This is a genomic window from Synechococcus sp. MIT2312, assembly GCF_059772315.1.
Genome location: NZ_CM186281.1, coordinates 143,495 through 170,259, shown reverse-complemented (window position 1 = coordinate 170,259; position 26,765 = coordinate 143,495). Strand labels below are relative to the sequence as shown.

Below are 26,765 nucleotides of genomic sequence, written 5' to 3'. Positions count from 1 at the left end.
CTTATCGGAAGATCGATATCGACGGCTCGATGTTCCCTGCTTATCCCTTTCGGGTCTTAGATGGCTCTCATTCTCTCTTTCATAGTTTCAGTCTTCATGACAGTAAATTTTCATTAGTTAAGCTCCAAAGTTGATTCGAGAGGTTGAGGCGGGGCTTGCTTTTTAAGCACAGTGGAGCAAGCTGAAAAAATTCCAGAGACAACCAAAACGCAAAGCAGGATATTTGTCCAAGTGTTGGCTTGTTGGACGGGATCAGTGATTTTCATTGCATTAGAACAATGCGGTCGCCCGCTGAACAAGTGTTGGATCCCGGAGCCCCCGTGGAAGACAACCCTCCTGGTCCTCTTCACCATCTCCGGAATCAATCGGATTCACATCACCCAAATGGGGGAAGGGGGGAAATGACAAATCACCCAACCGGGTGTTTGTGAGAATCTATCGGTCAAAGACAATCTAAATATGACTTATAAAAACTCTTTTCCTCTATCACTGCTTTTTGCACTCGTTATTGCTGCCATTACAGGCTGCAATGAAGAAGAGGCAAAGCGTGAAATGGCGTCACACAATACTAGCTATTCGTCGCCCATCCAAAGGGTTAAACGAGATACCGCGCCAGAATGTTCAATACAGGAATATTCGGCAGAAGAGTTATTTGATAATTCAAAGAACGGCATTGCGGTGGTTCGTACAGAATCGGGCGTTGGTAGCGCTTTTGTGGTGAAGCACGAAGATAATTCGACATTGCTCATCACCAATGGACATGTTGTCGATAGTAACAGTATCGTGAACCTAAAATGGTCAGATGGATCGCAGAATCAAGCGGCTGTCGTAAAAATTGGCGACTCTCAGAGCCTCGATAATGATTTAGCATTGCTCGAGGTTAGAGGAATTATAGGCAAAGTACTCAACATCAAACAATACAAGGCAAAAATAGGAGCTGACATTATTACACTTGGCGCTCCAAGAGGCTTAGAGTTCACGATTACACGAGGAATCGTAAGCGCACATAGAGAAGAAGGCCGCGTAATTCAGATTGACGCTCCTGTTAATCCAGGGAATTCTGGCGGACCGATTCTTGACAAAACTGGGTGCGTCGTTGGCGTCTCTACCTACATTCGCAGAGACAGCGAAGGACTTGCATTTGGAATTTCATCAGGACAATTAACGGCATTCTTGAACCGCGAAGTACAAACCACCCCCAGCAAACATTTTTCAATTGCTTCCAACAACATGGCTGCTACTAAATATCCACAACTGTGCTGGACTTCTGCTCATCCAGACGCTCCCAAGGACAAGCTGACATCTCTACCCTGCAAAGTAACAAACCCTGAAAGAGGAATAGTAATCGTAAATTGGAGCGATGGTTACAGCACAAAATTCACGAACTATACTGACGCCCGTGACGAGATTCAGGATATTGGCAGTGGCACGGTTAGTTATGGGGAAATTGACAACGAGCTGACTGAGCACAAGGGTAAAAAATACTTTATTGTCAACTCCGATAAAGGTGCTCAGTCTTGGATAGACAGTGAATCACTTATCAACTGGGGTGGCAATTAGGTTAGTAGTTTCTGGGATCTCTAATATCTAAATATTTCCCTGGCAACTTGTATTGGCCTCTGAAGATTGCTTAAGCGTATGTATTTCCTCGCCTTAGGTATCAGCTCAACTTGAGACAGCTTCCTTGTAGGCCAATATTGCCGTCAATATCAATCAACCGTAACGCTCCGGTCTTGGTGTTTAGCTCTGTCCAGCTATTCGCTACTCCATCTCGACTCGTATTCGTAATCCATCTCCTCCAGCCTTCTCCAGCTTCCTTTCTGCCAATACTTACCTCCTCGAATCGGTATGGCTGCTCCCCGCTCATCACCTCAACATGTCCTACATCGTTCTCCGTGAATGTCACTCGATAACCCTGGCCGTTGCTCAAAGAATCACAGTTGAAAACCATCGCCCCTCCTTTCACTCCCTGCCCGCATCCAGTAATCAGACCTGCAGCAACGATCAAGCTCAGCCAGCGCATTTCAGGCTTTTCCAGTCACTCCTTGCTAGCTCACCCTGCAACTGGCAGACCCCGCAAAATGCTGCTCGCGATGAGATGGGTGTTATCAATCGCGTGATCGGCGTAGTCCCCCCTGTGGGGGGTGGCCCTAGCTCTCAAGCCAGTTTCTCTGGTCGTGGTGAGGAGCGCTCGTAGGGATAGGGGAGGGGGCTGCCGGTGAGTCATGGGGACCACTGACTGGCCCTTGTCGCTGTGTCTGCCCTCAAACTGCTCAAGACGGCACCAGTCGATGTCGACCTGGATTCCACCAGAGGCTGAGGATTCGCCTGACGTTTGGGATGCGCTTTCTACAGATGCCAGTAGCCGCAGGAGCAAGGCCCAGCCAATTCGTGCGGAATTTGCCGCACTCGTAGCCCGCAAGCGCCGTAAGCAGGGCCGAGATGATGGCTGGCCCCCAACCTTCTGGAGCTTGTGCCTCGGAAGCCTTTGGAGGCACTCTTGGCGAACCACCGATGGCGCGTTTACCTGAAACAGCTCAGGACCGATGACATGGACGCCAAGGGCTAACGAAGTTATGCCTGATTACCTGCTTGTGATGCATCAGCATCTTCCAAGCCGCGATTCAGTCTGTCTACAGACTTTCAATCAGCAGGCGATCTTTAGTTGCCCGATCTCCATTCCATTGCCATCAATGGATCGTGGGAAACGCTCTTGGTGGGGCACCCACGTCATGAGGACGGAGGCGGCCATGCCGCCCCCCTCTTAATGCAATCCGTCAGAGCGATCCAGCCTCAGGCGGCCTTGCTCTGCTCAGACTCTTCGGCTTCAGCTTCAGAACGAAGGAAACGCTTGCGCTGCGCTGACTCATAGCCAGACAGTTCAACCTGTTTCTTCTCGATGGGTTTGCGCTTGGTCTTCTCCAACCCCATCAAAAGGGGATGAATTCCTCTTCGGCTCATTGAATTGGTCCGTTTATTTGGATTCCGCGTCTTGGTCGGCTTGACCATCCACGTGAGGAAATCATGCCGCCTTCCAATCAGCAATGCGGTGGCATTGGAGACAAATGAAACGAATTGGCGATCACTTTTGAAGGATTGAACAAGCAACAGTCCTGGTGGGTTGCCACCGCCAGACTGATCCCAACCGAAGCGCACCGATGCTGTCTTTGCTGGCCACCAGCCTGATCGCCGTTGCGCTTCCTGCAGCCGATCAAGCCTGCCCACAAGGTGTGATCGACCAGCTCGATGGCCTCTATCACTGGCAGGTGCAGCGCATGGATCAGCGTGGTGACGCGGTGAAGGCTCTGGCCACACAGCGTCAGCGCTTCACACCATCACTGTTCAAGTTGCTGCTTGAGGCCAGACAACTCACACCCACGCGGGATGGTCGTTATCTGGATTTCGATGTGTTCAGCAACACCCAGGTCATGACGTTCGGAGCCAGAGTCACTGGCTGCAGTGCGGAGATCGAAAACAGTATCCAGGCCAAGGTGAATGTGCAGGCTGGTCTCAGAGGAAGAACAGGCGAACCCCCACGCAAGTTGCTCTACGAACTGAACAAGGACAGCACAGGCAGCTGGCGCATCAACGACATCACCTACCTCAATGAGCGGGTCTTTCAGCTCAAGCCGTTTCTGCAGCAACTGATCAAGTCAATGCCCTGAACCACTCCCCCACGCAGACGCTGAGCAGCGACCAAGCTGGTGTGTGAAGTCAACGACGCCGCTTGCCTAGCCCTTCTCCACTGCTCAGAGCTCTGCTGCTGATGCTGAGCGCCGGCAGCTTTGCGGCGGCGGCGGCGGCGGCACCGGTCAGCCGCGACGACCCAGAATCCTCCGACCCAGGCCGCAAGCCCATCTCCACGGCCGCAGGTTCTGCGGTTGTGGTCACCGCCAATCCCCTGGCCAGTTCAGCAGCCCTGAAAGTGCTCAAAAATGGCGGCACGGCAGCCGATGCTCTGGTCGCAGCGCAGGCCGTGCTGGCCGTTGTTGAACCGCAGAGCTCCGGTCTCGCCGGTGGTGGCTTCCTTCTCTACTGGGATGCGCAGCAACAAAATCTGGAGGTGCTGGATGGGCGCGAAGTTGCACCTGAACGCAGCCGGCCCGGCGACCTGCTGACGCCAACTGGAGCCCCCCTGCCCTGGCGCGAAGCCACGGCACGACTCGATGCGATCGGCATCCCCGGAACAGTGGCGCTGCTCTGGGAGGTCCATCAGCAGTTCGGACGACTGAGCTGGGCCAGCACGCTGCAAGCGGCGATCCAGCTGGCCAGCGATGGCTTCCTGCCCAGCCCACGGCTGCTGCGTTCGATCAGCCTGGCCCAGCGCATCGGAGTGGGTCACAACCAAGCATTCACTGCGCTCTACCTTCCCGGCGGCAAGCCACCACCGGCCGGTCAAGCCTTCCGCAATCCGCAGCTGGCACGCACGCTGGAAGCACTGGCTCAGCAGGGCGGCCCTGATTTTTATCGCGGAACCCTGGCCAGGCAGATCCTGCGGGAGATGGACGTGCTGCAGACCGGCGACCCTGACTTCCGCGGCTGGAGCCCAGCAGACCTCTCCTCCTATGCGGTGCTGCGCCGCCAACCGCTCTGCAGCGAGCAACTGAGGCACCGGATCTGCACGATGCCGCCGCCGAGCAGTGGTGGCGTGGGCTTGCTGCAGACCCTGGCCTTGCTCAACCAGTCCACGGATCTTCCCGGCTCCAGCGCCGCTGATCCGCAGACCTGGAGGCAACTGGCCAGAGCCCAGGCCTGGGCCGATGCCGACCGCCTCTACTGGGTGCATGATCCGATCGATGGTGGTGCTCCCGCCACGGCCTTGCTGGATCCGGCCTACATCAAGGGCCGAGCCAACAAGATCCAGGCCACACCCGCAGCACAACCCGCTCCGGGGCTGCCACCAGGACTCACTCACTATCCCTACGGCCATCCTGGCCAGGGCCGCGAACAGGGCACCACCCAGGTCACGATCGTGGACGGGTTCGGCAACATTGCGAGCTACACCTCCTCGGTGGAGACGGTGTTCGGCAGTCGGCACCTGGTGGCCGGCATGGTGATGAACAATCAGCTCACCGATTTCGCCTTTGCGCCATGGATCAACGACCAACCGGTCGCCAATCGACGCCTGCCTGGACGGCGGCCGATGTCGTCGATGGCGCCCACCCTGGTGTTCTGGCAGGGCCAGCCGGTGCTGGCGCTCGGCAGCCCGGGAGGCCGCAGCATCCCCCATCTGCTCAGCCGGGTGCTGCTGGCCTCACTGACCTGGAACGAATCACCGCGGCGGAGCGTGGGACTGCCCCATCTCTCCAGCCGCGGCCAGCAGCTCGTGCTGGAACAGGATCCACCACTCCCCTGGCCACTGCCGCTGGACCAGCTACAGACAAACGATCAACCCGCACGCCTGCAGCGGGTTGGCAGTGGCACCGCTCTGGTGCAGAAGATCAACGGCCGCTGGCACGGCGCGGCCGACCCACGCCGGGAAGGCACCGCCCTGGCTCTGCCCTGAACCTGAACCCCGCCAAGCTGGCTACTTCGCCAGCCAGGGCCAGTTGATGCCCAGGGTCTCCAGCGGATCCATCACCAGCTTGTTGAGCGCACGACCCAGCAGCACCTGCGGTTCATCCGAGCGAATCGGAATCACAGGGTGCTGCTTCGTTCTGGGCACAGCCTCGCCGCGCACGATGCCGCGCCTCAGCAGCGAGTTGCCCGCTTCAAGACCGCACACATAGGCGCGTTCCTGACACAACCCTTTGGCTCCGTGTTCCCTCTCACCCATGCGCACCCAGTCGCCGGCGCAGACCACCGGGGCCAGTGAGGTTTCCAGTGGTGGCCGCTTGTTGAAACTCCCCGGCGAGAACAGCGACACCGAACGCGGATAGCGCCGCACCTCCTGATCCACCACCTTGGCCTCGCCAAAGGCGGGCTGCGCCATCGGCAGCAGATCCTGCATCAGGCAATCGACAATCGCCCGATCACTCAGTTCAGCGATCGCGGTGGCGTTGTAGAAATCGCTGGCGATCACCGATCCCTGCGGAGTCTCACCACCCCAGAGCTCAGCCTCCGACGCCTTCTGCAGCTGATCGAGCATGAAGAAGGTGGCACCGGAGCCTTGCAGTGCGCTGAAGCGCGAGAACACATTGGCGGGATCGGCAACCGGCACGTAGCGATCCAGCCAAAGCCTTACCGACACCACGTCGATCGTGCCAAGCGTACCGGCCTGAACCAGCTCCGGTGCCAGCACGCCGCACTGCGGCGACTGCGACATCAGGGAGCTCATGCCCTTGGCGCCCACGGCCAGCACCACCGCATCCACGTCATCGAGCACAGCGCTGCTGCCCGTCATCACGTTGCGGGTCTCCAGCGAGCGGATGCTCTGGCCGTCAACTGACACGTTCAGCTTGGTGGCCAGAGTGCCGCCCAGCACCGTGAGCTGATGGCGTTCACGCAAGCGTTCACTGAGCGGTGCAATCAGCTGTTCGGCGATGCTCTTGGAGCGGATCCAGCGCACATCAAACGAGTCCTGGTGGGCCAGGGCGTAGTAGTAGAGCAGCTCCATGGTCACCGCCGCCGAGAGCTCCTCCGGCGGCTTGAACAAGCCCACCAGCAGCGTGGGCCGCAGGAAATCGTCGATCATGCGATCACTGATGCGCAGCTGTTTGAACAGCGTCAGCGCATCGATGGCGTCGTAGCTCCGGTACACCGCATCACTGCGGTTGAGATCGAGCATGGCGTAGAGCAGTCCGGCGATGCTGAGCCGGTCCGGCACGGGCAGTCGCTTGAAGTTCTTCACCGTGGCCAGCACCTGCCCCACCGGACTGGGCAGCTGCGGCGCATCACCGAACACCGGTGCGGTGGCCTCCAGCCCATCCGGCGACCAGAAGGCACTGGTGGTGAAGTCGGTATAGATCGAGCCGAGCCCCAGCTCATCGGTGAGTGCATTGATGTTGGGGTAGTCCTTCCAGAAGCCGCGGGTGCCGGCCTCGAATGGCTTGCCGCTCCCGGTGGTGATCGGCTCGCTGCCGCTGGGATCCGCCATCCCATCGATCAGGGTCACACGCACGCCGGCTTCACAGAGCGCCTTGGCGGCACCCCAGCCGCCCCAGCCGGCACCCACCACCACCACATGCGATTGCTGCACTGAAGAACCCGTTTCGCCCATGAAGCTGCTGTGCGTGCGCTCAAGTTAGGGAAATCAACTGCTCCGACAGCTGCCAAAGCTCCCTGGCCTTCTGCAGATCAGCACCTTCAGCACTGGTGTCGGTGGGCTCCAGCCGATGCCCACCGAAGCCCACCACCTTGTTGGTGAAGTAGCGGAACCCCGGCGCGATCTCCGGATCGCACACCAGCTGCGCCAGCAAGCGACCGGCGTTCTCGGGCGATTCCGTGATCCGCAGCAGATCGCGGGCCACAAACGCAAACGCCCCCATACCCAGAGGATTGCTGCGCTTGTTGTACCGGAAAAAGCCGCCGCTGTTGCGCGTGATCACCAGACCAGGGCTCCAGGCGATCACGGGCAGGGCGCCCTCCAGCTGGCGGTCGAGCTCCCGTGCCATCAGCACATTGCAGAGCTTGCTGTCTTTGTAGGCCTTGTTGCCATCAAAGCTGGGGCTGCCGTTCACCATCGCGAAACCGGCCCCGGCGCGCAGCCCTTCCAGATCGCCGAGATCCGCGGGCTTGCCCACCTTGCCGGCACCGCTGCCGGGGTTATGCACCTCAGACGCTGTGATCACCACCCTCGGGCGGTTGGCCTGGTGCAACAGCGGCAGCAGCCGCATCGCCATCAGCTGATGGGCCAGCTGATTCACCGCGAAGGTGAGCTCGATGCCCTGCACCGAAAACTGCGCCTCGGAGGCACCGGCGTATTGCAGACCGGCATTGAGCACCAGCGCATCCAACGCCGTGCCGCGATCCACAAGCTGGCTGCACATCGTGGCAACGGCCCCGAGATCAGCCAGGTCGCAGATCAGGGTGTGAACAGAACCGGGCATCAGGCTGCGGGTCTGATCGGCCGTGGCCTGGTTGCGGCAGACAATCGTGAGCTGATGCCCCTGGGCACTGAGAACTTTCGCCGCCTCAAAACCCACGCCGGAGCTTCCTCCGGTGAGCAGCACGCGCTGGGATGCAGGATCAGCCATGAAGCTGGAACACGTAGAGCTCGGCGTCACGATCGCTCACCACATAAACCCTGCCACGTTCTGAATCCACGGCGATGCCTTCGGCTTTGCGCACGCGCCTGGATTTGCCCTTCGGCTCGAGCACCAGATCCAGGCGCTGCAGCACCCGGTCGCGATTCCAGTCGTAATGAAACAGGCATTGCCCCTGGTCGCTGGCGATCCAAAGCGTGTCGCGCTGGCGGTCGTGGCTCAACCCCGAAAAGTCGAGCTTGCGAGGCCCCAGCTTCGGATGGGAAAAACCGTTGGCCTGGTTGAGCAACCGCGACGACAGGATCGTGCTGCACCCGGCATCGAGTTCGATCAGCAGCCCGGGTCGTCCTTCCTTGACCACGAACACATGCTGATTGATGCTGTTCACCGTGATCCCCTCCAGACCCTTGTTATCCGGCCCGGCAGGGAAGTGCATCGCAACACTGGCGTAGTTGGCCATCTCAGCCAGAGGGCGATGCTGCAGTTCGCGGCGACTTGCCAGATCAACCCTGATCACGGTGTTGCTTTCTTCCTGCACCGCGAACAGCTGTTGGCCGTCGCTGCTGAGAGCGAGACCCTCCAGATCCGACACGCTCACGACCAACAACTCACTGGTCGACACCCGGCCCTCGAGATCCATGCAGTAGATGGCCTTGGCGTCGTCGCTGACGGTGTAAAGCGCCGTGCCATCGGCATTCAGGCTGAGACCCGAGGGTTCTTTCAGGCCCAGGGCTGGATCACGGATGGTGTGCCTGCTGATCAGTTCAAGGCGGAACGGCCCCATCAACGGTGTGGAATCCATGGCAGTTGATGTCCCCGTAGCTGGATTGATCCCGGTGAGACGGTGGCTGGATTGGGGGTTGGGACGCCCACCGATCATTGACGCTCCAACGGCTGAGCCAGCGGTCAGCGCCAGTGCCAAAAGGGAACGTCGACGCATCGATCTGCTGAGGAGATGGAGCTTGCGAAATTCTGGCGCAACACAATGTGAACGCTAATGAGAATCACTTGCTCCAAGCAGAACGACCGTGCTTTGTTGAGAGTGAATCTCAGGTGCAAGGACAATGCTTCGGCTGTTCGGCGATCGTCAATCCCTGCTGGAAGCGCTGATGCAGGACTGGGCCGAGGCCCAGCTGCAACTGCCCAGCGCAAGCGAAATCCCCCAGCGCCTGCGCATCCAGCACAAACCGCTGCGCTCCTCAGGCAGCTGAGCTCAACGGAAGAATTGCCAAAGTTGCTCGGTTCCCCTTCCAGGCTCTCTAAGGTCTGAACGTAAGGAATTCGTTCTGTAGGAGGAATTGCGCGATGTCTGAAGGCAAGCACAAGTTCGAGGAGTATGAACTCCCTTACGGCACCAACGAAAAGCACTCAACCGAAGAGTTCGACCCCAAAAAGGACGCGGGAGTCAACAACCCCGACAGCCGTCACCGCGACAAAGTGCTCGACGAGATCTGCGATACCCATCCCGGCTCACCCATGTGCAAAGTCTTCGACGAGTGAGGCTCTGAACCTCAGGCATTCACCCCCACCGACGCGTGGGGGTTTTTTATGACCTGAACCGCTCCGGTCACCTTCAGCAGATGCCAGTCAGCGGATGCTGTCGAAGGCCTTGGCCCGCACCCTGCGGAAGTTGGGCGCAGCATTGGCCGTTGACCGGGTGATCGCCAGGATCAGAGCGCCGATCAGGGCCAGATTCATCAGAAACGGGATCGTCTCGAACGGGAAGGCATGGAAGATCAGCGTGGTGGGCACCAGGAACACCAGCAGCAGCGACGCCCCGAGGATCGTGTCAGCGCCGAACACCAGCAGGATCGAACCGGCGATCAGCACCAGAATCGCTGCGAACAACAGCACATTCGCCAAGGGCTCGGGGATGCCCTTGGACGCGATACGCGCAGCGTTGCCGGCGAAGTCGGTGATCTTGCCCGGAGCTGCATTCACAAACACGGCCGCGATGAAAACGCGGCCCAGAAAATCCAGAACCCGGTTGGGCGAAACGGGAGTACTCATGTCGATCGAGCGGTCACAGGCACCGCTTTGAAAGTGGTTGAAACAATAGTGACCAAATCGAGCGAAGCCATGCGAGCCCCCGTTCTGTCGCTGATCGCCCTCACCGGCCTGCTGGTTCCGGGAGCCGCGGCCCTGGCTCACGGGAACCATGAATCCTCGACCGTGACGCCCGCCCGCGAACAACGCCCAGCGCCCCGTGATGCACCCTCCACCACCCAAAAGGTGAGCGTGCAGCCTCTGGGCAGCCTGGATCTCTCCAGGGAATTCGCCGCACTGCAAGGCCGGATGCTGCGCACCAGGCGCATCACGATTGCTCCCGGTGGATCAGTGGCCTGGCATCAGCATCAGCAACGACCCGGTGTTGCCTACCTGATCCATGGATCCCTGATCGAGATCCGCGATGACGGAACAGGTCCCCGCGCGATCCAGCGCAACGCCGGAGAGGCCGTTTTCGAATCCACCGGTGTGCTGCACGGCTGGAGAAACGACTCCGACCAACCAGCCACGGCCGTGGTGATCGACCTGGTGCCGCAGACGCAGCCCTGAAGGCCCTGATCACAGCGCTCACAGGCTGGAAGCCCACGAATTCGGCGGCGTGAGCGACTACCAGGGACATGCCGCCGGCGATCAGACAGCCAAGCGCCAGCCCTGGCGCACCCACCTGGAACAGCCCTCCGCGCTGGCCGCACTCGATCTGGGCTGCGGCGAAGCCACCCGGGCCTGACCCCGAAGCGGCCTCAGCGCCTCATTCGCTCCATTCGGTGGTGGGCATCCCCCCAACCGAGGCCACCATCACCCACACAACCGTGGGCTTGTCGCTCCTGTTCTCCACGAAATGGGGTTCAGAGGAGCCCTCGAGAAAAGTTTCACCAGACTTGATCACTCCGCTCACCTCGCTGCCATCGGGCTGAACTCGGGTGTTGAACAGATCGCCGGAATCAACACCCTGCACGTACACCAGCATCGGAGCGGGATGGGAGTGCAGAGGAATCTTGCCGCCCACGGGGATCTCAACCCGGTAGAGGCGAAGCTCCGGCGTGCCTTCCGGGTAACTCAGCGTCGTGCCGTTGAGCGTTTTCGAGCCGCTGAACAGCTCGTCGATCTTGACTTCGGTGGCTGCGACGTCAGCTGTCGCAGCGGCGGAATCAGCGGAAGTCTCACTGCCGCGGTTCGAGCAGCCCGCCACGCCGGCCAGCAGAACGGATGCTGCCGCCAGGGCAGGGAGAACGATCGTGCGCATGAATTCGGAAATCGGAACGGACAGCTTCGACAGTGTGACCCGTAACCGATCCCCGGCAGCTGTTGCCGCGAAGATCAGAGCACCTGTTCTGAAGTGATGGCCGGATTCGATTCCTCAACGCCGTTCATGCTGCTGGCCCGCATCCACGTGAAGCCGGACTGCGTGGAGGCCTATCTCCAGCTCGCCGCAGACACCGATGCGGCCGTGCAGGCCAGTGAGCCGGGCATGCTGCATCACACCTTTGATCAGGACCCCGACGATCCCCAGGCCTTCGTGTGGTCGGAGGTGTACGCCAATGATGCGGCGTTCTCCGCCCATGTGAGCAATCCGCCGGTGCAGGAGTACCTGCAGAAACATGCTGAGCTGGGTGATGGTTTCAGCGTTGAGGTGTACGGCACGGTCGGCGCTGAATGCCGCGCCCTGATGGAATCGTTCGGGCTGCCGCTGAAGATCTACGAAAGCCGACTGGGCTACAGCCGCGTCTGACAGCGGAACCTGGAGCCAGGCTCAGCGACTGCCTACATCGGGGGATCACTGCGGAGACCTGCGATCTCATTCATTCCTATTGAAACTTCACAGACCAACATCTCCGCCGTGAATTTCCATTGCCGGACGCAGTCAATCTCGCAATGGCGCATACGTTGTTGGGGAAATGCGTCAGGCGATGAAAACCGCTGTCATCCCTGAATTCGAACAGGAACGCCTCAGAGCCCTGAGCGAATACAGGATTCTCGGTACGCGCCCTGAGCAGTCGTACGACGACATCACCCATATGGCCTCCCTGGTCTGCGAGGCGCCGATTGCGTTGCTGAGCCTGGTGGACAGCGACCGGCAATGGTTCAAATCAAAGGTGGGAATCGATGCCGATGAAACCCCCAGAGACTGGTCGTTCTGCGCCCATGCCATCCACAGCGACCAGCCCCTGATCGTGACCGATGCGCTTCGCGATGATCGCTTCGTCGACAACCCACTCGTCTGCGGCGATCCCAAGATCAGGTTCTATGCAGGATTCCCGCTCAACAACGAAACAGAGCATCGAATCGGAACGTTGTGCGTGATCGACCGCAAACCCAGTCATCTGTCAGGCAGTCAGCTGCAGATCATGGAGGCGCTCTCCCGTCAGGTGGTGTCATTCCTTGATCTGAGGAAGCGCTCGATCAATCTGCTCGAGTCGTTCTGTTCCGAAAGCAAGCCTTCGGGAATCATCTCCACCTGCAGCTATTGCCGCAAAGCCAAGGATGAGCGTGGCGACTGGGTGCATCTCGATCAGTACCTCGCCAGACGCAGCACCCTGAACTTCTCTCACGGCATCTGCGACCACTGCATCGAAGAGCACTTCCCGGAAGTGCTGGAGGCCTGGCAGGCAGAGAGCAGGGAGTCAGGGCAAGACGCCTTGAAACCAGCCCAGGTGCTCGATGACGGGCTCTGATCAGGCCAGCTGACGACCTTTCCAGGTCCAGCCGCGGCCGGTGAGCGTGCGCCACACCGACACCGGTCCGATCGCCCCCAGCAGCAGGCCTCCCGCACCCATCAGCCACCAGTAGGTGAGCGGAACATCAAAGCGCTGGCGCTGCCAGAAGCGCAGAGCCAGCTGCTGCCCGATCCCCAGCAACGCCAACCCCAGCAACAGCAGCCACCAGCCCGACAACTGGGGCAACAGCCAGAGCAGCACAAGCGCCGAGGGCAGCAGCAGCCAGGGAACGCTGAACATCAGCACGACCACAGCGGCAGCACCCAGTGCCTTGCCCACGTCGCGATCGAGACCGATCAACCAGTTCTTGGTCCACCCCTCCCAGAGCGATGGCAGATCGGCATACATGCGCAGATCCACCGCATCCAGACCGAGCAGGTAGCGCAAGCGGAAGCCGGCACCCTTGATGCCCCTGGCCAGGGCCAGATCCTCCACGACTTCGGCGGCGAGAGCACGATGCCCGCCAACGGCCTCGTAGGCGCTGCGGCGAAACAGCATGAAGGGCCCTGCCGCGAACGCCACCTCTGAGGCAGGGTCGTTGGTGGCTTCGATTGGAAACCCCAGCCCCAGCAGGCTGGCCATGATCGGTTGCACCATCCACTCCGCCAGGCAGCCGCAGCCAAGCCGTGGCGCCAGGCTGAACAGATCCGCCTCTTCCCTGATCGCCTGAGCCAGTGCACGGCGCAAGGCCGCGGGCTGCAGACGCACATCGGCATCGATGAACAGCACCCAGTGGCTGGTCACCTGCTCCATGGCCCGCGTGCAGGCCCAGTTCTTGCCCACCCAGCGTTCACCGGCGGGACGGGGGCCGGCCCTGAGCAGTTCAAACGGCAGCTCAGCAGCGTTGCACTCAGTCGCTGTGCGCAGTGCCTGTTCGCTGGTGAGATCCGTGGAGTCGTCATCCACCACCAGCACCTGCCAGTCACGGCAGGGAGTGTCGCTGGCAAGCACGCTGGCAAGACAGGGACCGATGTTGTCGACTTCGTTGTAGGCGGGGATCACCACGCACAGAGAGGTGTCCGCAGGATCAAGCTCAGGCGCTGCCTCGAGACAGGGGGCGATCGAAAACACCCGCTGCAACCCCACAAGAGCGATCAGCAGACCGGCGCAGGCGGCAAAAGCGGTGGCCACCAGCAACAGGGCTGTGATCAGCAGAGGGGCCAAGACAAGATCCGAATCGATCACTCCAGGAAATCACCCGGGGCTGCTGAACAAGCGACGCGAGTCCACAGGTCGCCCCATCCAATGATTCAGTGCAACAGGTGTCGGCATGACCGCGCAGCTGAACGGACAGCTCAAGAAGCCAGGCAGAGTGAACAGCTTCGGTGGGTTTCAGTGTTGTGACTGACCTGCCTTGCCTCCAGATCCACGCCTGTTCCTGTATCCCTGCGCTTCAGCGAGATGGCGCAGAAAAACAATCTGATGACGATCGGGGAGACCCGCAGCGGCGATCAGACCCAGCAAGCCGAACAGCAGGCCCGCGATGAACCACATCCTGCTGCTGCGAGCCTTCTGCCGCGCAATCGTCGCGGCCAGAAAGGCGCTGGCCAGATGGGAAGCGGCAATCAACAGCAGCAGCATCCAGTCCATGGGCAGAGAGACAGGTCACTTCAACTAGCTAGCCACATCCACACCACCTGGCTCAAGCTGCGGTCAACAACGGCTCGTACATCATCAGGGCGTGGTTTTCCACCAGCAGCCTCTCTGAGCTGGAACCATCGAGATCCTGCCGGATCCGGAAGATCTGATTGTGCCTGGAATAGCCGCCCCAGATCTGTTGCTTGATCTGGTGATGGCGCTCTACCAGGGTGTAAGTCGATGAATAGTTGGTGTCACAGAAGAGCTCACCATGCAGATGTGTCTCATCCAGCCATAAGTGAATGCGAAAGCAATAGGCCGTGTGATTGGTCAACTGCAGGTCAACATAGTTGTAAGCCAATGTTGCTCCAGCCCCGAAAGGAATCGATCGATTCACATCAGGAAAAACGTCAAACCCATGCCTCCATCGCTCGCTGATCGTGAGTGGACTGTGTCCTGCGATCCAGAACAGAAGATTTCCCAACTGGCAAAGTCCCCCTCCCGGACCTTGAGCAATCCTTCCCTGTTTTAAAACCAAACCATCCAGATAACCTTTGCTTCTGGTCGGCCGGCCAACCAGCTTCCACACTGAGAATGTATCGCCGGGACGCAACACAACTCGGTCCAATCGAGCGATTGCCAGCTCGAGATTCCTGCGCTTGTTGTGCTGGAGCTGAAGATCCACTCCTGGCAGAGGACGAAGAATCAACGACTGATGACTGAACTTCAGATGGTTGATCAACAGGTCGTCCGAGCGGGCAGCCCAGCTCTGGCCACCCATCAACCAGTGGATCTTTCGTTTTGCAATATGGAACTCTCGACCCAGCAAATGCCGGATCCTGTTGCGCTGAATGGGTTGGGGAAGTTCAAACATGCCCAACAGGGGACTGACTCAGAGGTCAGCCACGAATTTTGAATGGCCACACAGAGACGCGTCCATCGGAGTCAATCGCCGCCAGGGCGGTGTCATCCGGCTTCCAACACACCGCACTGATCTTTTCAGCGGTGAAGGCTCCTCCCAGTGGATTGCCATCACCATTGTGATCAAGCAACCAGACAAACACCGATCCATCCCTCGCACCTGAGGCCAGGATCCGTCCCTCATGTGCAAAAGCGAGGGTGGAAACGGGTTCGGGATGAAGCACAAGCTGACCGGGCAGTGATCCTTCAGGACCATCACCTTGAAAATTCCAGACAATGATCTGATCACTGCCACCAGTGGCCAGAAACTGACCGCTTTGATCAAACGCCAGCTGACTGGGCTTTCCTGGATAGCCGGTCATCTCAGCATCCAGGCCGGTTGATCGGCGCCAGAAATGCACGGAATTGTCCTGGCTGCCGCAGGCCACGATGTCTCCGCCGGGGCTCAGCACCATGGAGACCAGGGATCCCTGCCATTTCAATTCCTGGGCAACTTGCTGCCTGGTGATGTCAAAGAAGCTGACCTTCCCATAACAAGCGGTGGCGAGCTCATCGGGCTTCGACCAGGCAATCGAACTCACGGTGCTGGGGTGTTCCTCAGTGCACCATTTCTCAACACCATCAGGGTGATAGATGTGAACGATTTTTGATGCAGCAACAGCGAGCATGTCGCCGCTGGCTGACCAGGCAAGATGCTCCACCCAGCCTCGCCCAGGCTTGATCGAGTGCAGGATTTCCCCCCGCTGACCATCCCAGATCAGGACGCAACCATCCTGGCCGGATGTGGCGAAACGATCCCCTTTCGGATGAATCGCCAGAGCCAGTAAACCACCCTGGTGAAGATTGTTTTTGGTCCAGATCAGTTCACCGGTCTTGCCTGCAAAAAGAGACAATCCACCGGCAACATCGCCAACAAGCAGATTATCTCCATCGCCCGTCCATCCACAGGCCAGCGCGTAGTCATCAACCTGGGCAGTCCAACCCTCATGAAGCATGCCCTGGGGGGCAAATGTCTTCAGATCAGGCATTCGTCAAAGTCCTTGCGCATCTGAGCCTCATCAAGATTACGGCCGATGAACACGAGCTGATTGCAGCGCGGCGCATCTCCCCACTCCTGCCCCGGTTGGGCGGTGAACAACATGTGGACCCCCTGGAACACAACTATCCGGGATTCATTCTTGTAACTGATGAATCCCTTGGTCCGGAAAATATCAACGCCCTTTTCTGCCAGCAGTGTTCCAATCCACTGATGGAGCTTTTCAGGATCAACATTGCCCTGACGCTCGATGGCGATGGAACCGACCTCATCGTCATGCTCGTGCTCTGCTACCCAGACGCGCTCTTTGATCGGGCTCATCACTTGCCCGGCCTTGATGATCTTCAGGTCGAATTCCTCTGCCGTGTGCTGGGCATAGAAACCGATCGTTTCTTCGTTCTTGACTTCAAACAGAAACGATTTCGTCCCCTTCGACTCCAACTCAAGACTGAGATGTTGGTTGGCAGCAATCGAATCGCCTGGCTTGAGGGGTTGCGCGGCCTGGGCGAAGAGCCGAACGCACAGCTCAGCGCTTTGCTTCAGCGCATCTTCATCAGCGTCCTGCCCGGGGATTGCAACCAGAGACATCTCAGGGTCTGGCCCATCATCGAGAGTCATCTCGTAGTTCCCTGGTTCAAGCTGATAAACACCGGTCCACTCAAAGGGATATTCCGGCTCAAGGAATGTTGGACGACGTTCCAGAATCTGATCAAGATCGAAGGCGCTCAGATTCAGCACCGTTTCAACAGGCACTTCGGCCTGGGTGCTGCGCACGACTCGGGCCATGGTGTTCATGTCACGCAGGCGTGACTCCAGCTTCACCAGTGAATCCTCAGGAACAAGGTCAGACTTGTTCAGAATCAAGACATCAGCAAACGCCACTTGTTCGGAACTCTCATTGCTTCGTTCAAGCTGCTGATCAATATGCGCAGCATCAATGAGCGTGACAATTCCATCAAGAGTGAATTCATCACGGATCTCATCATCCATGAAAAATGTTTGCGCTACTGGTCCAGGATCAGCAAGCCCGGTTGTTTCAACCAAGACGTAATCGAACTTGTCGCGTCGTTTCATCAGGTTGCCAAGAACCCGGATCAAATCCCCTCGAACAGTGCAACAGATGCACCCATTGGACATCTCAAAGACCTCTTCATCGGCGTTGATCACAAGGCCTTGATCAATGCCAACTTCCCCATACTCATTCTCAATCACAGCAATACGTTTGCCGTGTTCTTCACTGAGAATTTTATTCAATAAAGTTGTTTTTCCAGACCCCAGATAACCGGTCAAAATTGTAACGGGTACCTTTTGATGCATTGACTTTGAACAGCGCGCTTTCGCAAAGCTAGTGAGCCTGGGCAGTCGTCGCGATAATGATTATCATTTTTGTCGCGGGCTCGATTGAGCTCTGAACCTCACACTCGTCCTGGCTTTCAGAACTGAATGGCTTCTGTGTTTTCGCGTCTGAGCGCAATGTCGCTCCTGCTTGGCCTGGTGGCCTGCGGGGCTCCCAGTGTCAACAACACCGATGCAACCCCAGGCAAGGGAGTGAACGTGGTCACCACTTTTCTGCCGATCACCCTGTTCACTGAAGCAGTCGCTGGTGACTGCGCAGACGTCACGGCCTTGATCCCACCCAATCTCGGGCCCCACGACTTTCAGGCCACACCATCGGACCTGACGGATCTCAGTGGCGCGAACGTGCTGGTCAAAAACGGACTCGGCATGGAGGAGTTCCTTGATGATCTGATCAGCTCCGCTGACAACAAGGATCTGGTGGTGATTGACTCCAGCTCGGGCGTGAACACCATCAAAGCCGCTGGGGGTGGTCATCACGACGACCATCACGCCGATGAGCACCATGATCACGGCCATGGACACAGCCACGGCGAAGACGACCCCCACATCTGGCTTGATCCGGTTCGCGCTGCTCAGCAGGTCGAGAACATCAGAGATGGCCTGGTCAAAGCCGATCCCAGTTGCGCTGAGGAATACAACAGGAATGCAGAGCAGTTCTCCGCCAAGCTCAATGAGCTGAACACGGAGTTCACCGCCAAGCTCAAGCCCTACAGCGGCAAGACGTTTGTGGCCTTTCACGACTTCGCCACCTATTTCGCCAACCGTTATTCCCTGAAGGCGGAATTTCTGGTTGACCTTCCGGAGATGAATCCCAGCCCTGCGGATCTGCAACGGGTCTCGGCTCAGGTCAAAGCCTCCGGCTTGAAGGCCCTGTTGAGCGAACCCCAGGAAGGCAATCGTTCCTTCAATGCCTTGGCGAAAGATCTCGGGGTGAATATTGTTGAATTCAACCCGCTGGAGATGGGCTCAGCAGAGTCCGCCAAAGTGCCTAGAACTTACTTTGAGGTGATGCGCTCCAACGTCAACAATCTGGTTCAAGCCATCGGGGACTGACGCTTGATGCACAGCCCGGTGGTGGTGGTGAGCGACCTGTCGGTTGAACGGTCAGGTCGCCTTGCTGTTGAAGAGGTCTCCTTCGAACTCCAGAGCGAGAGCGAGACCGCTGTGGTTGGCCCCAACGGAGCCGGCAAGAGCACCCTGGTGGCCGCCTTGCTTGGCCTGCTGCCACGAACAGCAGGGCAGGTGCAGATTCTCGGCGAACAGCTTTCAGCCAAGGGCGACCTTCCCGCTGAAATCAGATCCCAGATCGCCTACGTGCCGCAGAGTCTTGCCTTGCAGGGGCGCTTCCCCCTGACCGTGGCCGAATTCGTCGGTTTCGGGTTTGATCCGCCAGGACCACGCTGGCCATGGCAGCACCATCGCCAACGCAGAACTGCCATTGAAACGGCCCTGGATCGCACCGGTTGCATCGATCTGAGAAATCGTCTGCTCAGCGAACTGTCGGGAGGTCAGCTCAAACGCGTGATGCTTTCATTCTGCGTTGTCCGGCCCCGTCAGCTCCTGGTGCTTGACGAAGCACAGGCAGGCCTTGATGTGCCATCGAACGAACGCTTCCAACAGCTGCTGCTGCAGCTGCGGCGTCAGGAGGGATGGACCGTTCTGCACGTTTCTCACGATCTCGACATGGTGCGTCGCAGCAGCGACCAGGTTCTGGGACTGAATCGTCGCCTCTGCTGCAGTGGCTCACCGGACCACACCCTGACTCCTGAACGACTCGTTGATCTGTATGGACCCAACATGGTTCCGTACAGGCATCAGTGTCATGGTTGACACTCAAGCGCTGGCGCTTGTTCTCGCCGAACCCTTCATGCAGCGCGCCTTGATCGGCGGTCTGCTCACAGGAGCGCTCGGCGGTTTGCTCGGCAGTGTTGCCGTGCTCAGGGAACTGTCGTTTTTCAGCGATGCCCTCGGTCATTCCGCCTTGCTGGGCATCACGGTGGGAATTCTGATCGGCGTGAATCCCACACTGGTTCTGATCCCCTTTGCGGTGGTGTTCGCCCTCCTGGTGAATCAGCTGGTGGAGCGCAGCTCTCTCCCCACGGATGCCCTGCTCAACATTGTGTATTCGACCTCTCTGGCGGCAGCAATTCTGTTTCTCAGCCTGGTGGAGAGCTATCGGGGTGGAATTCGCCAGCTGCTGTTTGGAGACATCCTCGGGGTCAGCACTCTCGACCTGATCGTGATCGGCATGATGCTGGCCGCTGCACTGATCTATCTGTGCCTCAGCCTGCGTGCTCAGGTGCTGCTCACCCTGAATCAGGAGCTGGCGGGTGCTGTCGGTGTCCAGACCCGATGGCATCGACTGGCCTTCATCGTGCTGCTTGCTGTTGTGGTGGCGGTGTCGATCAAAGCCGTCGGAGTGCTTCTGATCAGTGCCTTTGTGGTGATCCCTGCCTGTGCCGGGCGCCTGCTCTGTCGTCGTTTTCCGCTCTATGTCTTCGTCTCCTCGATCCTGGGAGGCACCTGTGCATTGCTGGGGTTGTTGACATCCGGGCTCACCGACCTTCCCTCAGGCCCCTCGGTGGTGATGGTGCAGTTCCTGGGATTTCTGATCGCCCTGATCCTCAGTTCACGCGTCTTCAGGCGACCATCATCGACAGCACTCGACCCACAGATCTGAGCGAGGCCGATAGGTTCTCGAGGCAACCGATCAGCTTCCATGAGCGCCGCGACATATCCCAGCACCGGTGCGGTCACGGGCCTCAGGGAGACACTCGACTTCTTCAGTGACCCTGGCTTCGCCAGCAAACGCTTTGCAGCCCATGGCGATGTCTTTGAGACCCGTCTGCTGGCTCAGCGCATCGTGTTCATCCAGGGTGAACGGGCGATTTCCGATCTGCTCAAGCAGGGAGCAGCCCTCGAGGGTTGGTGGCCGGACAGTGTGCGTCAACTGCTCGGCACCCGGTCGCTCGCCAACCGCAGCGGCCCCGCTCACAAAGCCCGCCGCCGCGTGGTGGGGCAGCTGTTTTCCAGCGGTGCACTCTGCCGCTACACCCCATCAATCCAGGGGTTGATCGAGGACCTGATCCTTGAGCTGCAGGAGTCCGAGACTCCGCAGCCTCTGGCCGTCAGGATGCGACGCTTCGCCTTTGCGGTGATCGCCACCACCGTGCTGGGGCTGGACGTCAGCGATCGCGATGCTCTGTTCGCTGATTTCGAGATCTGGACCCAGGCCCTGTTCTCCATTCCACTGGCGGTACCGGGAACCCCCTTTGCCCGGGCACTGGCTGCACGGGAGCGGTTGCTCGCCCGCCTGAAAACGGTGCTGCAACACAGCGATTCCCGGCAGGGGGGGCTTGATCTGCTCAGCGGCGGACTCGATGAAGTCGACATACCTCTGGATGACGACGACCTCGTGGAGCAGTTGTTGCTGCTGTTGTTCGCAGGTTATGAGACAACGGCTTCATCGTTGAGCTGTCTGTTCCGTGCCCTGTTGCTCAACCCTGAAGTGGAGCACTGGCTGCTGCCGGAACTGCTGTCATCACCCTGGCCTTTCGAGGCCTCGCATCGATCACCCCGCCTGGATGCCACGGTTCTGGAAGTGATGCGGCTCACACCACCGGTTGGGGGCTTCTTTCGCCGCAATCTGCAGCCGATCCGATTGGCCGATGTGGAGATTCCCGAAGATCGGGTGATTCAGGTGGTGCTGGGTTCCAGAACCAGCGAGGAATCCGACGACATCGCCGTATTCAGGCCGCAGCGCCATCTGGATGGATCGTTCAATCAAACCCTGCTGCCCTTCGGAGGCGGTGAGCGGGTCTGCCTCGGCAAGGCCCTGGCCGAACTGGAGATCAGATTGATGACCGTCGGGCTGATCCAGAAGTTGCAGCTGCGTCTCGAACCCGATCAAGACCTCTCGTTGAAACAGATTCCCAGCCCGACACCTCGTGACGGGCTGCTGGTGAGCGTGAAACCACGCCAGTGAAAGACCAGCGCAGGCCGTCAGGATGCCTTGGAGGAATTGTGCCGGCGGCGCTTGGCTCGGCGTGGCTTGCCGGCGGTCGCGGAGCTCTGCCTGAGATAGATCTTCCGGCCGTTGGCATCCAGACGGTAAAGGCCTCCGCGTGGCCCTTTGTGAACCAGATCATGTTGATCGGAGGCAACCGCCTGAAGGGTTCGTTCCTTCAACGATTGAGAATCATCCGCGGCCATTTGTTGATCGGTTTCTCCGAAAAACAACGACTTCAGAAACCCAAAGACGCCCTTAATCATGGAAGGGTGAAATGCTTCCCCACTTAAACGTCACCGTCAAGACCCAGGAGATCACAGCTGTTGATCGATGAAGATGAACGCAACCCGATCAAGCCGCTCAGCTTCACTGTTCATCAATGATTTGATCATTCTGCATCAGTCTGTCCAGCAAATCAGGGTCGCCGATGATCACACGCCGGCAACCGTCTTGCCCCATGTAGGTGAGCCGGCCGGCTTCATCGACCCTGAGAGCGGTCTGTGGTGTGATCAGCTCAGGTTCCAGCAAGAGGCTGTGCAGCAGCAGAGCACCATCGTCTTCTGTCAGCACTGGAAAAACACGTGCGCTTCATAAAAAAGTTCCCAGGGTTTTCACCTCGGGAACTCGTGATCTCATGAACTTCTCAACCGCGGTCAGACTCTTACAGCAGCTGGAATCTTCACAGGGGGAAAACCGGCTGAACAGGGTCGGTTGTCCAGACAGCCGCAGACACAACTCCTCCAATGCTCTACTCATCAACCATCAACTAAGCGACCCAGCTGTCGGCGTCCATGATCGTTTTGATCAGCAATCCAAGGCGCTTGAACTCAGCGAAATTAAGGTCCTGGACCGCTTGGTCAAGACCACAATCAACCCATTCACCATCTCGTTTCTCATAGATCGTGAAGTCCTGATCGAGCGACTCACGCCGAATGCAATAGGTGAGTCCGTCGTCATGCAGAAACTCAGCCGAGTGAAGTTGCAAAGCCATACATCCGCAGCCGCAGAGAATGTCTGATCTGCCCGGAGCGTAAAACTCAGCGCTTCAGTTCGAGAACCAGGCATGCCGTCTTCACTCTCCAGGGATTCACCTGGATCAGGCAATGCGCCTTCATGCTCATTGCTTTTGTAGCGACCGACACCAAAACTGTGCACATCGAGATCGGAGGCGCTGATGACAGCCGACACTCCACCCAACCAGATCCCAGAAGTCTTCTGACTTTCCGGCCCCCTGCTCCAACAGTTTCCACCCATCCGTGAGGCTGGTCCTTCGACAGGCAGACACCAGGTGCGCCACGTCGATCGACACTCCATTGCACCGCCGCAGGTGCCCCGGAGCCGCATCAGCCCCACCTCTGGACGTCATGGCCCCAGGGACGCCGCAGCCAGTGGCTTCGCACTCCTTCTTTCATCCCGACGTGATGGAGTGAAACCATGCGAGAACGAGCGAGTTAGGCCGTCTCTTCCATCCGGAAGGGGCGGCCTTCCGTTTTGCATCGATCACGGTCAACCGTTTTGACAGCCACGATTGGTGGTCGATCAACACCCCTTGAGGCCATGCATGACCCCCGCTCTGCGCTGCTGCAGCACAACAGAGGACACTGGAAGGGGCGCTTCATCCGGCTGGGCAGCAGCGGCAACGAGGAAGATCGTTTCCCGACATCACTGAAGGTGCAGGAACGCGATGGCGTGATCGAAAACTGCCTCACCTATCTCGCCTCCGGTGAGCAGCGGTCGATGAATTTCGAAACCGTGCCGTTCACGATGCAGGTGAATGCAGGCGGCGGATGGTCACTCGGCCCGAGTGCGATCACACCGCTCGCCTGGACTGGGGAGCTGAGTGTCGTCAATGGAGATCAACGGCGGCGGATCGTGGCACGCCATGGGTTCCATGGTCTGGATCAGGTGGTCTACATCGTTGAAACCAGGCAAGACGGTGAACCAGAGGCACCGGCTCAGCCACTGCAGTGCACGACAAGAACCAGCGGCAACTGGGTGATCTGGCAACCCGAGCCGAATGTGGAGCTCTTGCTCGATGCCAGAGACCGGCAAATGGGAGACGCCACGGCCTGCGGCATGCGCTGGATCACTCCCCAGGGTCAGACCCATCAGATCGTGCGGCGCTACGACGCCAACGGATACCTCGAGAACCTCTCGGAGGCAGACATCTGGGACTAACGGTTCGAAGCTATCGGCTGCAGAAATCTTCAGGCATGGATGGATGGCACTCAGGCGAAGCGAAGGCCATCAACAGTGAACACCTGCTGGGAGGGATTCAATCCAGTTCCCAGCACTCACTGCCGTTCCTGGTCATCAGACACACCAGACCCGATTCCCTGCTGATCACCCGGTAGGTGTGACCATCTGCATCGCTTTTGGATCTTGCATGCCAAAGAGCGTGGTCTTTGGTGTCATGCAAATCGGTCTGATGCCAGCCCGCGTCAGTGAGCTCTTCGATCTGAAACACAACAACTCGATGAATCTGTCATCAAGATGTTTGGCTGAAACAAACATCTTGAGAAGCAACGGAAAGAAGTCGGGATTGGTTCATCTCAAGTCGCAGTTGATCAATCAACGGAGCTGAAATGTCCTGATCACAAGACGATCCAGGTGGACAGCACAGACTGAAGACAGCGCGCGAATCCAGCCACCCCGGCCTGCCGCCAGTGAATGCGTTGCACTCCGTTACAAAATGCCTTAACATTGCTTTACAAGTACTAATGCCATGAGTTCTTCCACTTCCACCCAAGACCAGTGGTACCAGGATGCAGCGGCAAGCCAGATCAAAGGTGAGCGAATGGTGCGCGCAGAACTGTTGAACGGTCGCGTTGCCATGCTCGGCTTCGTGATCGGAATTCTCACCGAAGCCTTAACTGGCCACGGCATCCTCAGCCAGATCACCTTCGGAGTGCTGGGCCTCAGCTGAGCCCTGGGAGTCTTTCCTCAATCAACTCAAGGCACCTCCCTAGCCATCGCTAATGAGGTGTCTTTTTTGATGGGAACCTTCGGTCTGAACCGTTTGAAAGATCCGTGAGCTTCCCTAAATTTCAAGGGAACGGCAGTGGAATCGATGGCGCTTGTTTACAGCCATTGGGCAGATCCACTGCTCGACACCATCAACGCCGACATCGCCAACACATCGACACTGGCGTCGAGTCTGCTCACAGCGATCGTCTATGGAGCTGATCTGTTCGGAGACGAAGCCGAGTTTTTAACCGGCAACTACGGCTTCGATGGATACATGGGAGTCCCAGGCCTGATGGGTGCCAATGCAGAACAGGCGGCTGCGGAATTCAATGTGGCCTGGCAGACCCTTGATCCGGCTCTGAACCCATCCCTCAGGGCACTCACATCCGCCGCGAGCGTGGTGGGTGCGAGCGGCACCTTCGCCACCAAACTGCTGCTCGCTGACACCATGCCACTGGTGTTCAGCTTTCCCGTTCTGCCCTCGTCCCTGGATGCCGACGGCAGTGACTTTGAGGTGACCCTCAGTGACGGCACAACGGTGACTCCCCAGATCGCGGGTCTGTTGCCGAACCTCGAGCACAACGAACGCCAGACTGTCGTGATCGAGGGTGATTTCGGCAATCGCATCACACCTGGCAGTCCCGGTGCCCGATACCCGATATCGGTGGCGATCGTCAACGACGGCACACCGCTGCAGATGATCGGCAGATCAGGGCCGGTGAACGCCGTTGGCCTGTCGATCGACAGCAGCAACTCCTACGTGGCAGGCAACGGGCCTCGGCTGGTGGCCGCGAAGCTCAATCGGCACAGCGATCTTGGAGAGGGCGGACCCGTCGGTGTCGGTGCTGCATCACAACACAACAGTGGCTCGGATTCCTACGGAGATCAGGCGCAGTACCGGTTGCGGCTTTACACCAGCGCCGGTTTTTCACCGGACGGCATCGCGAGCCTGATGCCGGATGACTTCAGCCGATTTTTCCAGCTGAAGGCAACCACGCAAAGCGGTGAGAGCATTACGATCACTGAAACGGGAGAGTCCTATGCCATCGGTGATCGGGGCACGATCACCGTGGTTGGCCTTGCTGATCTGGCACCGGCAGGCACAGCTGTGAATGCGGCTTATGTCGAGGACCATGACAACTACTACGACGTCATCCTTGAAGGTGATCTGAAGGCCATCAAGGCACTCAGTGCCGTGCGCATGCCATCCGGAAATGGCTACAGCGCTGTGTACAACCCCGGTGGGCCAGGCAACAGCCCCAAGGCTCCCGGCGCCGCTCCGGGACCCTTCACCGTGCCCAGCCAGGACCACAGCATTCCGATCAGCCTCGATCTGGACGGTGCCAGGAAGGTCACCTTTGTGGAGACCGACGGTGCCGTCCTGCGCAATCCCTGGAATCTCCGGCCGGTGGGAACTCTGCTGGGTCCTGCCGTCGAAGACACGGTCACAGGACAAACCATCCTGGCTTACATCGATCCTCAGAAGCGTCGCTTCTTCAGCAGTTTCGCGGCGTCATCCTCAGCAGCAACGGATCTTCCAGGCCAAAGAACTCAGCTGTCTGCCATTGATCTGATCGATATCAGGGAGGTTGATGCGTCGAGTGGTGTAACCGTCTCAGGATCCTTCAGTCGATCGGCTGCAGACGACTCCGTTCTTCAGTGGTATTCCGTCAGCGACGACGAGGGCACGGTGGTGGATCCACTGAGCGGATCAATCCTCAGACCGGGCGAGCCTGGATATGCCGAAGCAGCAGGCCGTCGCGCCGATCTGATCAGCGACAACACTCTGGAGTTGACCAACTCCACGATCGCTCCCTTCAGCATCACCCTGCAGAGCGGTGCGATCTATGCACCGTTGATCATCAATCAGACGAGCGGTGAGCGGTATTTCGCCTTTGCCGCGGCCAACTCCGACAAGCTCGGGCATTTCACAGGATTCGGGGCCAATGGATGGGGCCTGGAGGATGGCTACGGGGGCGGCGATCGCGACTATGACGACCTGATTGTGCGTTTCAGCCTGGGGCTGTGAA

The 26,765-nt window shown here is 58.6% G+C and carries 31 protein-coding genes; 16 read left to right on the top strand and 15 right to left on the bottom strand.

Annotated elements, in window-relative coordinates:
- Positions 1–459: 459 nt before the first annotated feature.
- A complete protein-coding gene (locus AC6EI9_RS01145) occupies positions 460–1,560 on the top strand; it encodes a S1C family serine protease (protein ID WP_498468658.1) in 1,101 nt (366 codons plus the stop codon).
- Positions 1,561–2,793: 1,233 nt separating this feature from the next.
- Here AC6EI9_RS01145 and AC6EI9_RS01140 read toward each other — a convergent pair.
- Entirely contained in the window at positions 2,794–3,156 is a 363-nt protein-coding gene (locus AC6EI9_RS01140) for a hypothetical protein (RefSeq protein WP_498468656.1), read from the bottom strand.
- Positions 3,157–3,158: 2 nt separating this feature from the next.
- Between AC6EI9_RS01140 and AC6EI9_RS01135 the strand changes: the two genes are divergently transcribed.
- Both AC6EI9_RS01135 and AC6EI9_RS01130 read left to right on the top strand, forming a co-directional pair.
- On the top strand, positions 3,159–3,665 hold the full coding sequence (locus AC6EI9_RS01135; protein ID WP_498468655.1) for a DUF3828 domain-containing protein: 507 nt from the start codon (positions 3,159–3,161) through the stop codon (positions 3,663–3,665).
- A 101-nt stretch (positions 3,666–3,766) separates the two neighbouring features.
- Complete coding sequence (locus AC6EI9_RS01130; protein WP_498470114.1) at positions 3,767–5,506, top strand: gamma-glutamyltransferase family protein; 1,740 nt, start codon at positions 3,767–3,769, stop codon at positions 5,504–5,506.
- Positions 5,507–5,527: 21 nt separating this feature from the next.
- Here the strand turns inward: AC6EI9_RS01130 and AC6EI9_RS01125 are convergent, their stop codons facing one another.
- Genes AC6EI9_RS01125 through AC6EI9_RS01115 form a run of 3 tightly spaced genes read right to left on the bottom strand, consistent with a single transcriptional unit; the run spans position 5,528 to position 9,084 of the window.
- Positions 5,528–7,159, bottom strand: a complete 1,632-nt coding sequence (locus AC6EI9_RS01125) for a hydroxysqualene dehydroxylase (protein WP_498468654.1) — start codon at positions 7,157–7,159, stop codon at positions 5,528–5,530.
- Between the two features lie 19 nt (positions 7,160–7,178).
- Positions 7,179–8,135, bottom strand: a complete 957-nt coding sequence (locus AC6EI9_RS01120; RefSeq protein ID WP_498468652.1) for an SDR family NAD(P)-dependent oxidoreductase — start codon at positions 8,133–8,135, stop codon at positions 7,179–7,181.
- Complete coding sequence (locus AC6EI9_RS01115; RefSeq protein ID WP_498468650.1) at positions 8,128–9,084, bottom strand: SdiA-regulated domain-containing protein; 957 nt, start codon at positions 9,082–9,084, stop codon at positions 8,128–8,130. The genes AC6EI9_RS01120 and AC6EI9_RS01115 overlap by 8 nt, the downstream gene beginning before the upstream one ends.
- A gap of 124 nt (positions 9,085–9,208) precedes the next feature.
- On the opposite strand from AC6EI9_RS01115, the gene AC6EI9_RS01110 reads away from it, so the two are divergent.
- Positions 9,209–9,355 carry a hypothetical protein gene (locus AC6EI9_RS01110; protein ID WP_498468649.1) on the top strand — a complete coding sequence of 49 codons (147 nt, stop codon included), beginning with the start codon at positions 9,209–9,211 and terminating at the stop codon, positions 9,353–9,355.
- Between the two features lie 94 nt (positions 9,356–9,449).
- Positions 9,450–9,644, top strand: coding sequence for a hypothetical protein (locus tag AC6EI9_RS01105; protein WP_498468648.1), 195 nt, complete (start codon positions 9,450–9,452; stop codon positions 9,642–9,644).
- A gap of 87 nt (positions 9,645–9,731) precedes the next feature.
- Here AC6EI9_RS01105 and AC6EI9_RS01100 read toward each other — a convergent pair whose 3' ends face one another.
- The gene (locus tag AC6EI9_RS01100) at positions 9,732–10,154 is read right to left on the bottom strand and encodes a DoxX family protein (RefSeq protein WP_498468647.1); all 423 of its coding nucleotides are present in this window, start codon (positions 10,152–10,154) and stop codon (positions 9,732–9,734) included.
- Positions 10,155–10,223: 69 nt separating this feature from the next.
- Here AC6EI9_RS01100 and AC6EI9_RS01095 point away from each other — a divergent pair, with 69 nt between their 5' ends.
- Together AC6EI9_RS01095 and AC6EI9_RS01090 are read left to right on the top strand one after the other, a co-directional pair.
- On the top strand, positions 10,224–10,700 hold the full coding sequence (locus AC6EI9_RS01095) for a cupin domain-containing protein (RefSeq protein ID WP_498468646.1): 477 nt from the start codon (positions 10,224–10,226) through the stop codon (positions 10,698–10,700).
- Between the two features lie 49 nt (positions 10,701–10,749).
- Positions 10,750–10,878 carry a hypothetical protein gene (locus AC6EI9_RS01090; RefSeq protein WP_498468645.1) on the top strand — a complete coding sequence of 43 codons (129 nt, stop codon included), beginning with the start codon at positions 10,750–10,752 and terminating at the stop codon, positions 10,876–10,878.
- A gap of 21 nt (positions 10,879–10,899) precedes the next feature.
- Here AC6EI9_RS01090 and AC6EI9_RS01085 read toward each other — a convergent pair whose 3' ends face one another.
- On the bottom strand, positions 10,900–11,394 hold the full coding sequence (locus tag AC6EI9_RS01085) for a cupin domain-containing protein (protein WP_498468644.1): 495 nt from the start codon (positions 11,392–11,394) through the stop codon (positions 10,900–10,902).
- Between the two features lie 96 nt (positions 11,395–11,490).
- On the opposite strand from AC6EI9_RS01085, the gene AC6EI9_RS01080 reads away from it, so the two are divergent.
- Both AC6EI9_RS01080 and AC6EI9_RS01075 read left to right on the top strand, forming a co-directional pair.
- A complete protein-coding gene (locus AC6EI9_RS01080) occupies positions 11,491–11,880 on the top strand; it encodes a putative quinol monooxygenase (protein ID WP_498468643.1) in 390 nt (129 codons plus the stop codon).
- Between the two features lie 178 nt (positions 11,881–12,058).
- The gene (locus tag AC6EI9_RS01075) at positions 12,059–12,823 is read left to right on the top strand and encodes a GAF domain-containing protein (RefSeq protein ID WP_498468642.1); all 765 of its coding nucleotides are present in this window, start codon (positions 12,059–12,061) and stop codon (positions 12,821–12,823) included.
- Here AC6EI9_RS01075 and AC6EI9_RS01070 read toward each other — a convergent pair whose 3' ends face one another.
- The 5 genes from AC6EI9_RS01070 to AC6EI9_RS01050 form a co-directional block, all read right to left on the bottom strand.
- Positions 12,824–14,029, bottom strand: coding sequence for a glycosyltransferase family 2 protein (locus AC6EI9_RS01070; protein WP_498468641.1), 1,206 nt, complete (start codon positions 14,027–14,029; stop codon positions 12,824–12,826).
- Between the two features lie 168 nt (positions 14,030–14,197).
- Positions 14,198–14,455: a hypothetical protein gene (locus AC6EI9_RS01065; RefSeq protein ID WP_498468640.1), complete on the bottom strand. Its 258-nt coding sequence runs from the start codon at positions 14,453–14,455 to the stop codon at positions 14,198–14,200.
- Positions 14,456–14,507: 52 nt separating this feature from the next.
- Positions 14,508–15,317, bottom strand: a complete 810-nt coding sequence (locus tag AC6EI9_RS01060; RefSeq protein WP_498468639.1) for a VanW family protein — start codon at positions 15,315–15,317, stop codon at positions 14,508–14,510.
- A 25-nt stretch (positions 15,318–15,342) separates the two neighbouring features.
- Positions 15,343–16,392 carry a WD40 repeat domain-containing protein gene (locus AC6EI9_RS01055; RefSeq protein WP_498468638.1) on the bottom strand — a complete coding sequence of 350 codons (1,050 nt, stop codon included), beginning with the start codon at positions 16,390–16,392 and terminating at the stop codon, positions 15,343–15,345.
- The gene (locus AC6EI9_RS01050; RefSeq protein ID WP_498468636.1) at positions 16,380–17,717 is read right to left on the bottom strand and encodes a CobW family GTP-binding protein; all 1,338 of its coding nucleotides are present in this window, start codon (positions 17,715–17,717) and stop codon (positions 16,380–16,382) included. The genes AC6EI9_RS01055 and AC6EI9_RS01050 overlap by 13 nt, the downstream gene beginning before the upstream one ends.
- A 156-nt stretch (positions 17,718–17,873) precedes the next feature.
- Here AC6EI9_RS01050 and AC6EI9_RS01045 point away from each other — a divergent pair, with 156 nt between their 5' ends.
- The 4 genes from AC6EI9_RS01045 to AC6EI9_RS01030 are packed head-to-tail and all read left to right on the top strand — an operon-like array spanning position 17,874 to position 21,744.
- The gene (locus tag AC6EI9_RS01045; protein ID WP_498468634.1) at positions 17,874–18,812 is read left to right on the top strand and encodes a metal ABC transporter solute-binding protein, Zn/Mn family; all 939 of its coding nucleotides are present in this window, start codon (positions 17,874–17,876) and stop codon (positions 18,810–18,812) included.
- A gap of 6 nt (positions 18,813–18,818) precedes the next feature.
- Complete coding sequence (locus AC6EI9_RS01040) at positions 18,819–19,589, top strand: metal ABC transporter ATP-binding protein (protein ID WP_498468633.1); 771 nt, start codon at positions 18,819–18,821, stop codon at positions 19,587–19,589.
- A complete protein-coding gene (locus AC6EI9_RS01035) occupies positions 19,582–20,439 on the top strand; it encodes a metal ABC transporter permease (RefSeq protein ID WP_498468632.1) in 858 nt (285 codons plus the stop codon). The genes AC6EI9_RS01040 and AC6EI9_RS01035 overlap by 8 nt, the downstream gene beginning before the upstream one ends.
- A gap of 39 nt (positions 20,440–20,478) precedes the next feature.
- Positions 20,479–21,744: a cytochrome P450 gene (locus AC6EI9_RS01030; protein WP_498468631.1), complete on the top strand. Its 1,266-nt coding sequence runs from the start codon at positions 20,479–20,481 to the stop codon at positions 21,742–21,744.
- Positions 21,745–21,761: 17 nt separating this feature from the next.
- Here AC6EI9_RS01030 and AC6EI9_RS01025 read toward each other — a convergent pair whose 3' ends face one another.
- From AC6EI9_RS01025 to AC6EI9_RS01015, 3 genes are all read right to left on the bottom strand, one after another.
- Positions 21,762–22,031 (bottom strand): hypothetical protein, encoded by a 270-nt coding sequence (locus tag AC6EI9_RS01025; protein WP_498468630.1) that lies wholly within the window; start codon positions 22,029–22,031, stop codon positions 21,762–21,764.
- 103 nt (positions 22,032–22,134) lie between these two features.
- Positions 22,135–22,338 (bottom strand): hypothetical protein, encoded by a 204-nt coding sequence (locus AC6EI9_RS01020; RefSeq protein ID WP_498468629.1) that lies wholly within the window; start codon positions 22,336–22,338, stop codon positions 22,135–22,137.
- Positions 22,339–22,534: 196 nt separating this feature from the next.
- Complete coding sequence (locus tag AC6EI9_RS01015) at positions 22,535–22,759, bottom strand: hypothetical protein (RefSeq protein ID WP_498468628.1); 225 nt, start codon at positions 22,757–22,759, stop codon at positions 22,535–22,537.
- Positions 22,760–23,283: 524 nt separating this feature from the next.
- Here AC6EI9_RS01015 and AC6EI9_RS01010 point away from each other — a divergent pair.
- Positions 23,284–23,946 carry a DUF3598 family protein gene (locus tag AC6EI9_RS01010; RefSeq protein ID WP_498468627.1) on the top strand — a complete coding sequence of 221 codons (663 nt, stop codon included), beginning with the start codon at positions 23,284–23,286 and terminating at the stop codon, positions 23,944–23,946.
- A gap of 97 nt (positions 23,947–24,043) precedes the next feature.
- On the opposite strand, the gene AC6EI9_RS01005 is transcribed toward AC6EI9_RS01010, so the two are convergent.
- Positions 24,044–24,235 carry a hypothetical protein gene (locus AC6EI9_RS01005; RefSeq protein WP_066908047.1) on the bottom strand — a complete coding sequence of 64 codons (192 nt, stop codon included), beginning with the start codon at positions 24,233–24,235 and terminating at the stop codon, positions 24,044–24,046.
- 258 nt (positions 24,236–24,493) lie between these two features.
- Between AC6EI9_RS01005 and AC6EI9_RS01000 the strand changes: the two genes are divergently transcribed.
- Both AC6EI9_RS01000 and AC6EI9_RS00995 read left to right on the top strand, forming a co-directional pair.
- Entirely contained in the window at positions 24,494–24,694 is a 201-nt protein-coding gene (locus tag AC6EI9_RS01000; protein WP_498468626.1) for a chlorophyll a/b-binding protein, read from the top strand.
- Between the two features lie 144 nt (positions 24,695–24,838).
- Positions 24,839–26,764, top strand: coding sequence for a DUF4114 domain-containing protein (locus AC6EI9_RS00995; protein WP_498468625.1), 1,926 nt, complete (start codon positions 24,839–24,841; stop codon positions 26,762–26,764).
- The last annotated feature ends 1 nt before the right edge of the window (position 26,765 follow it).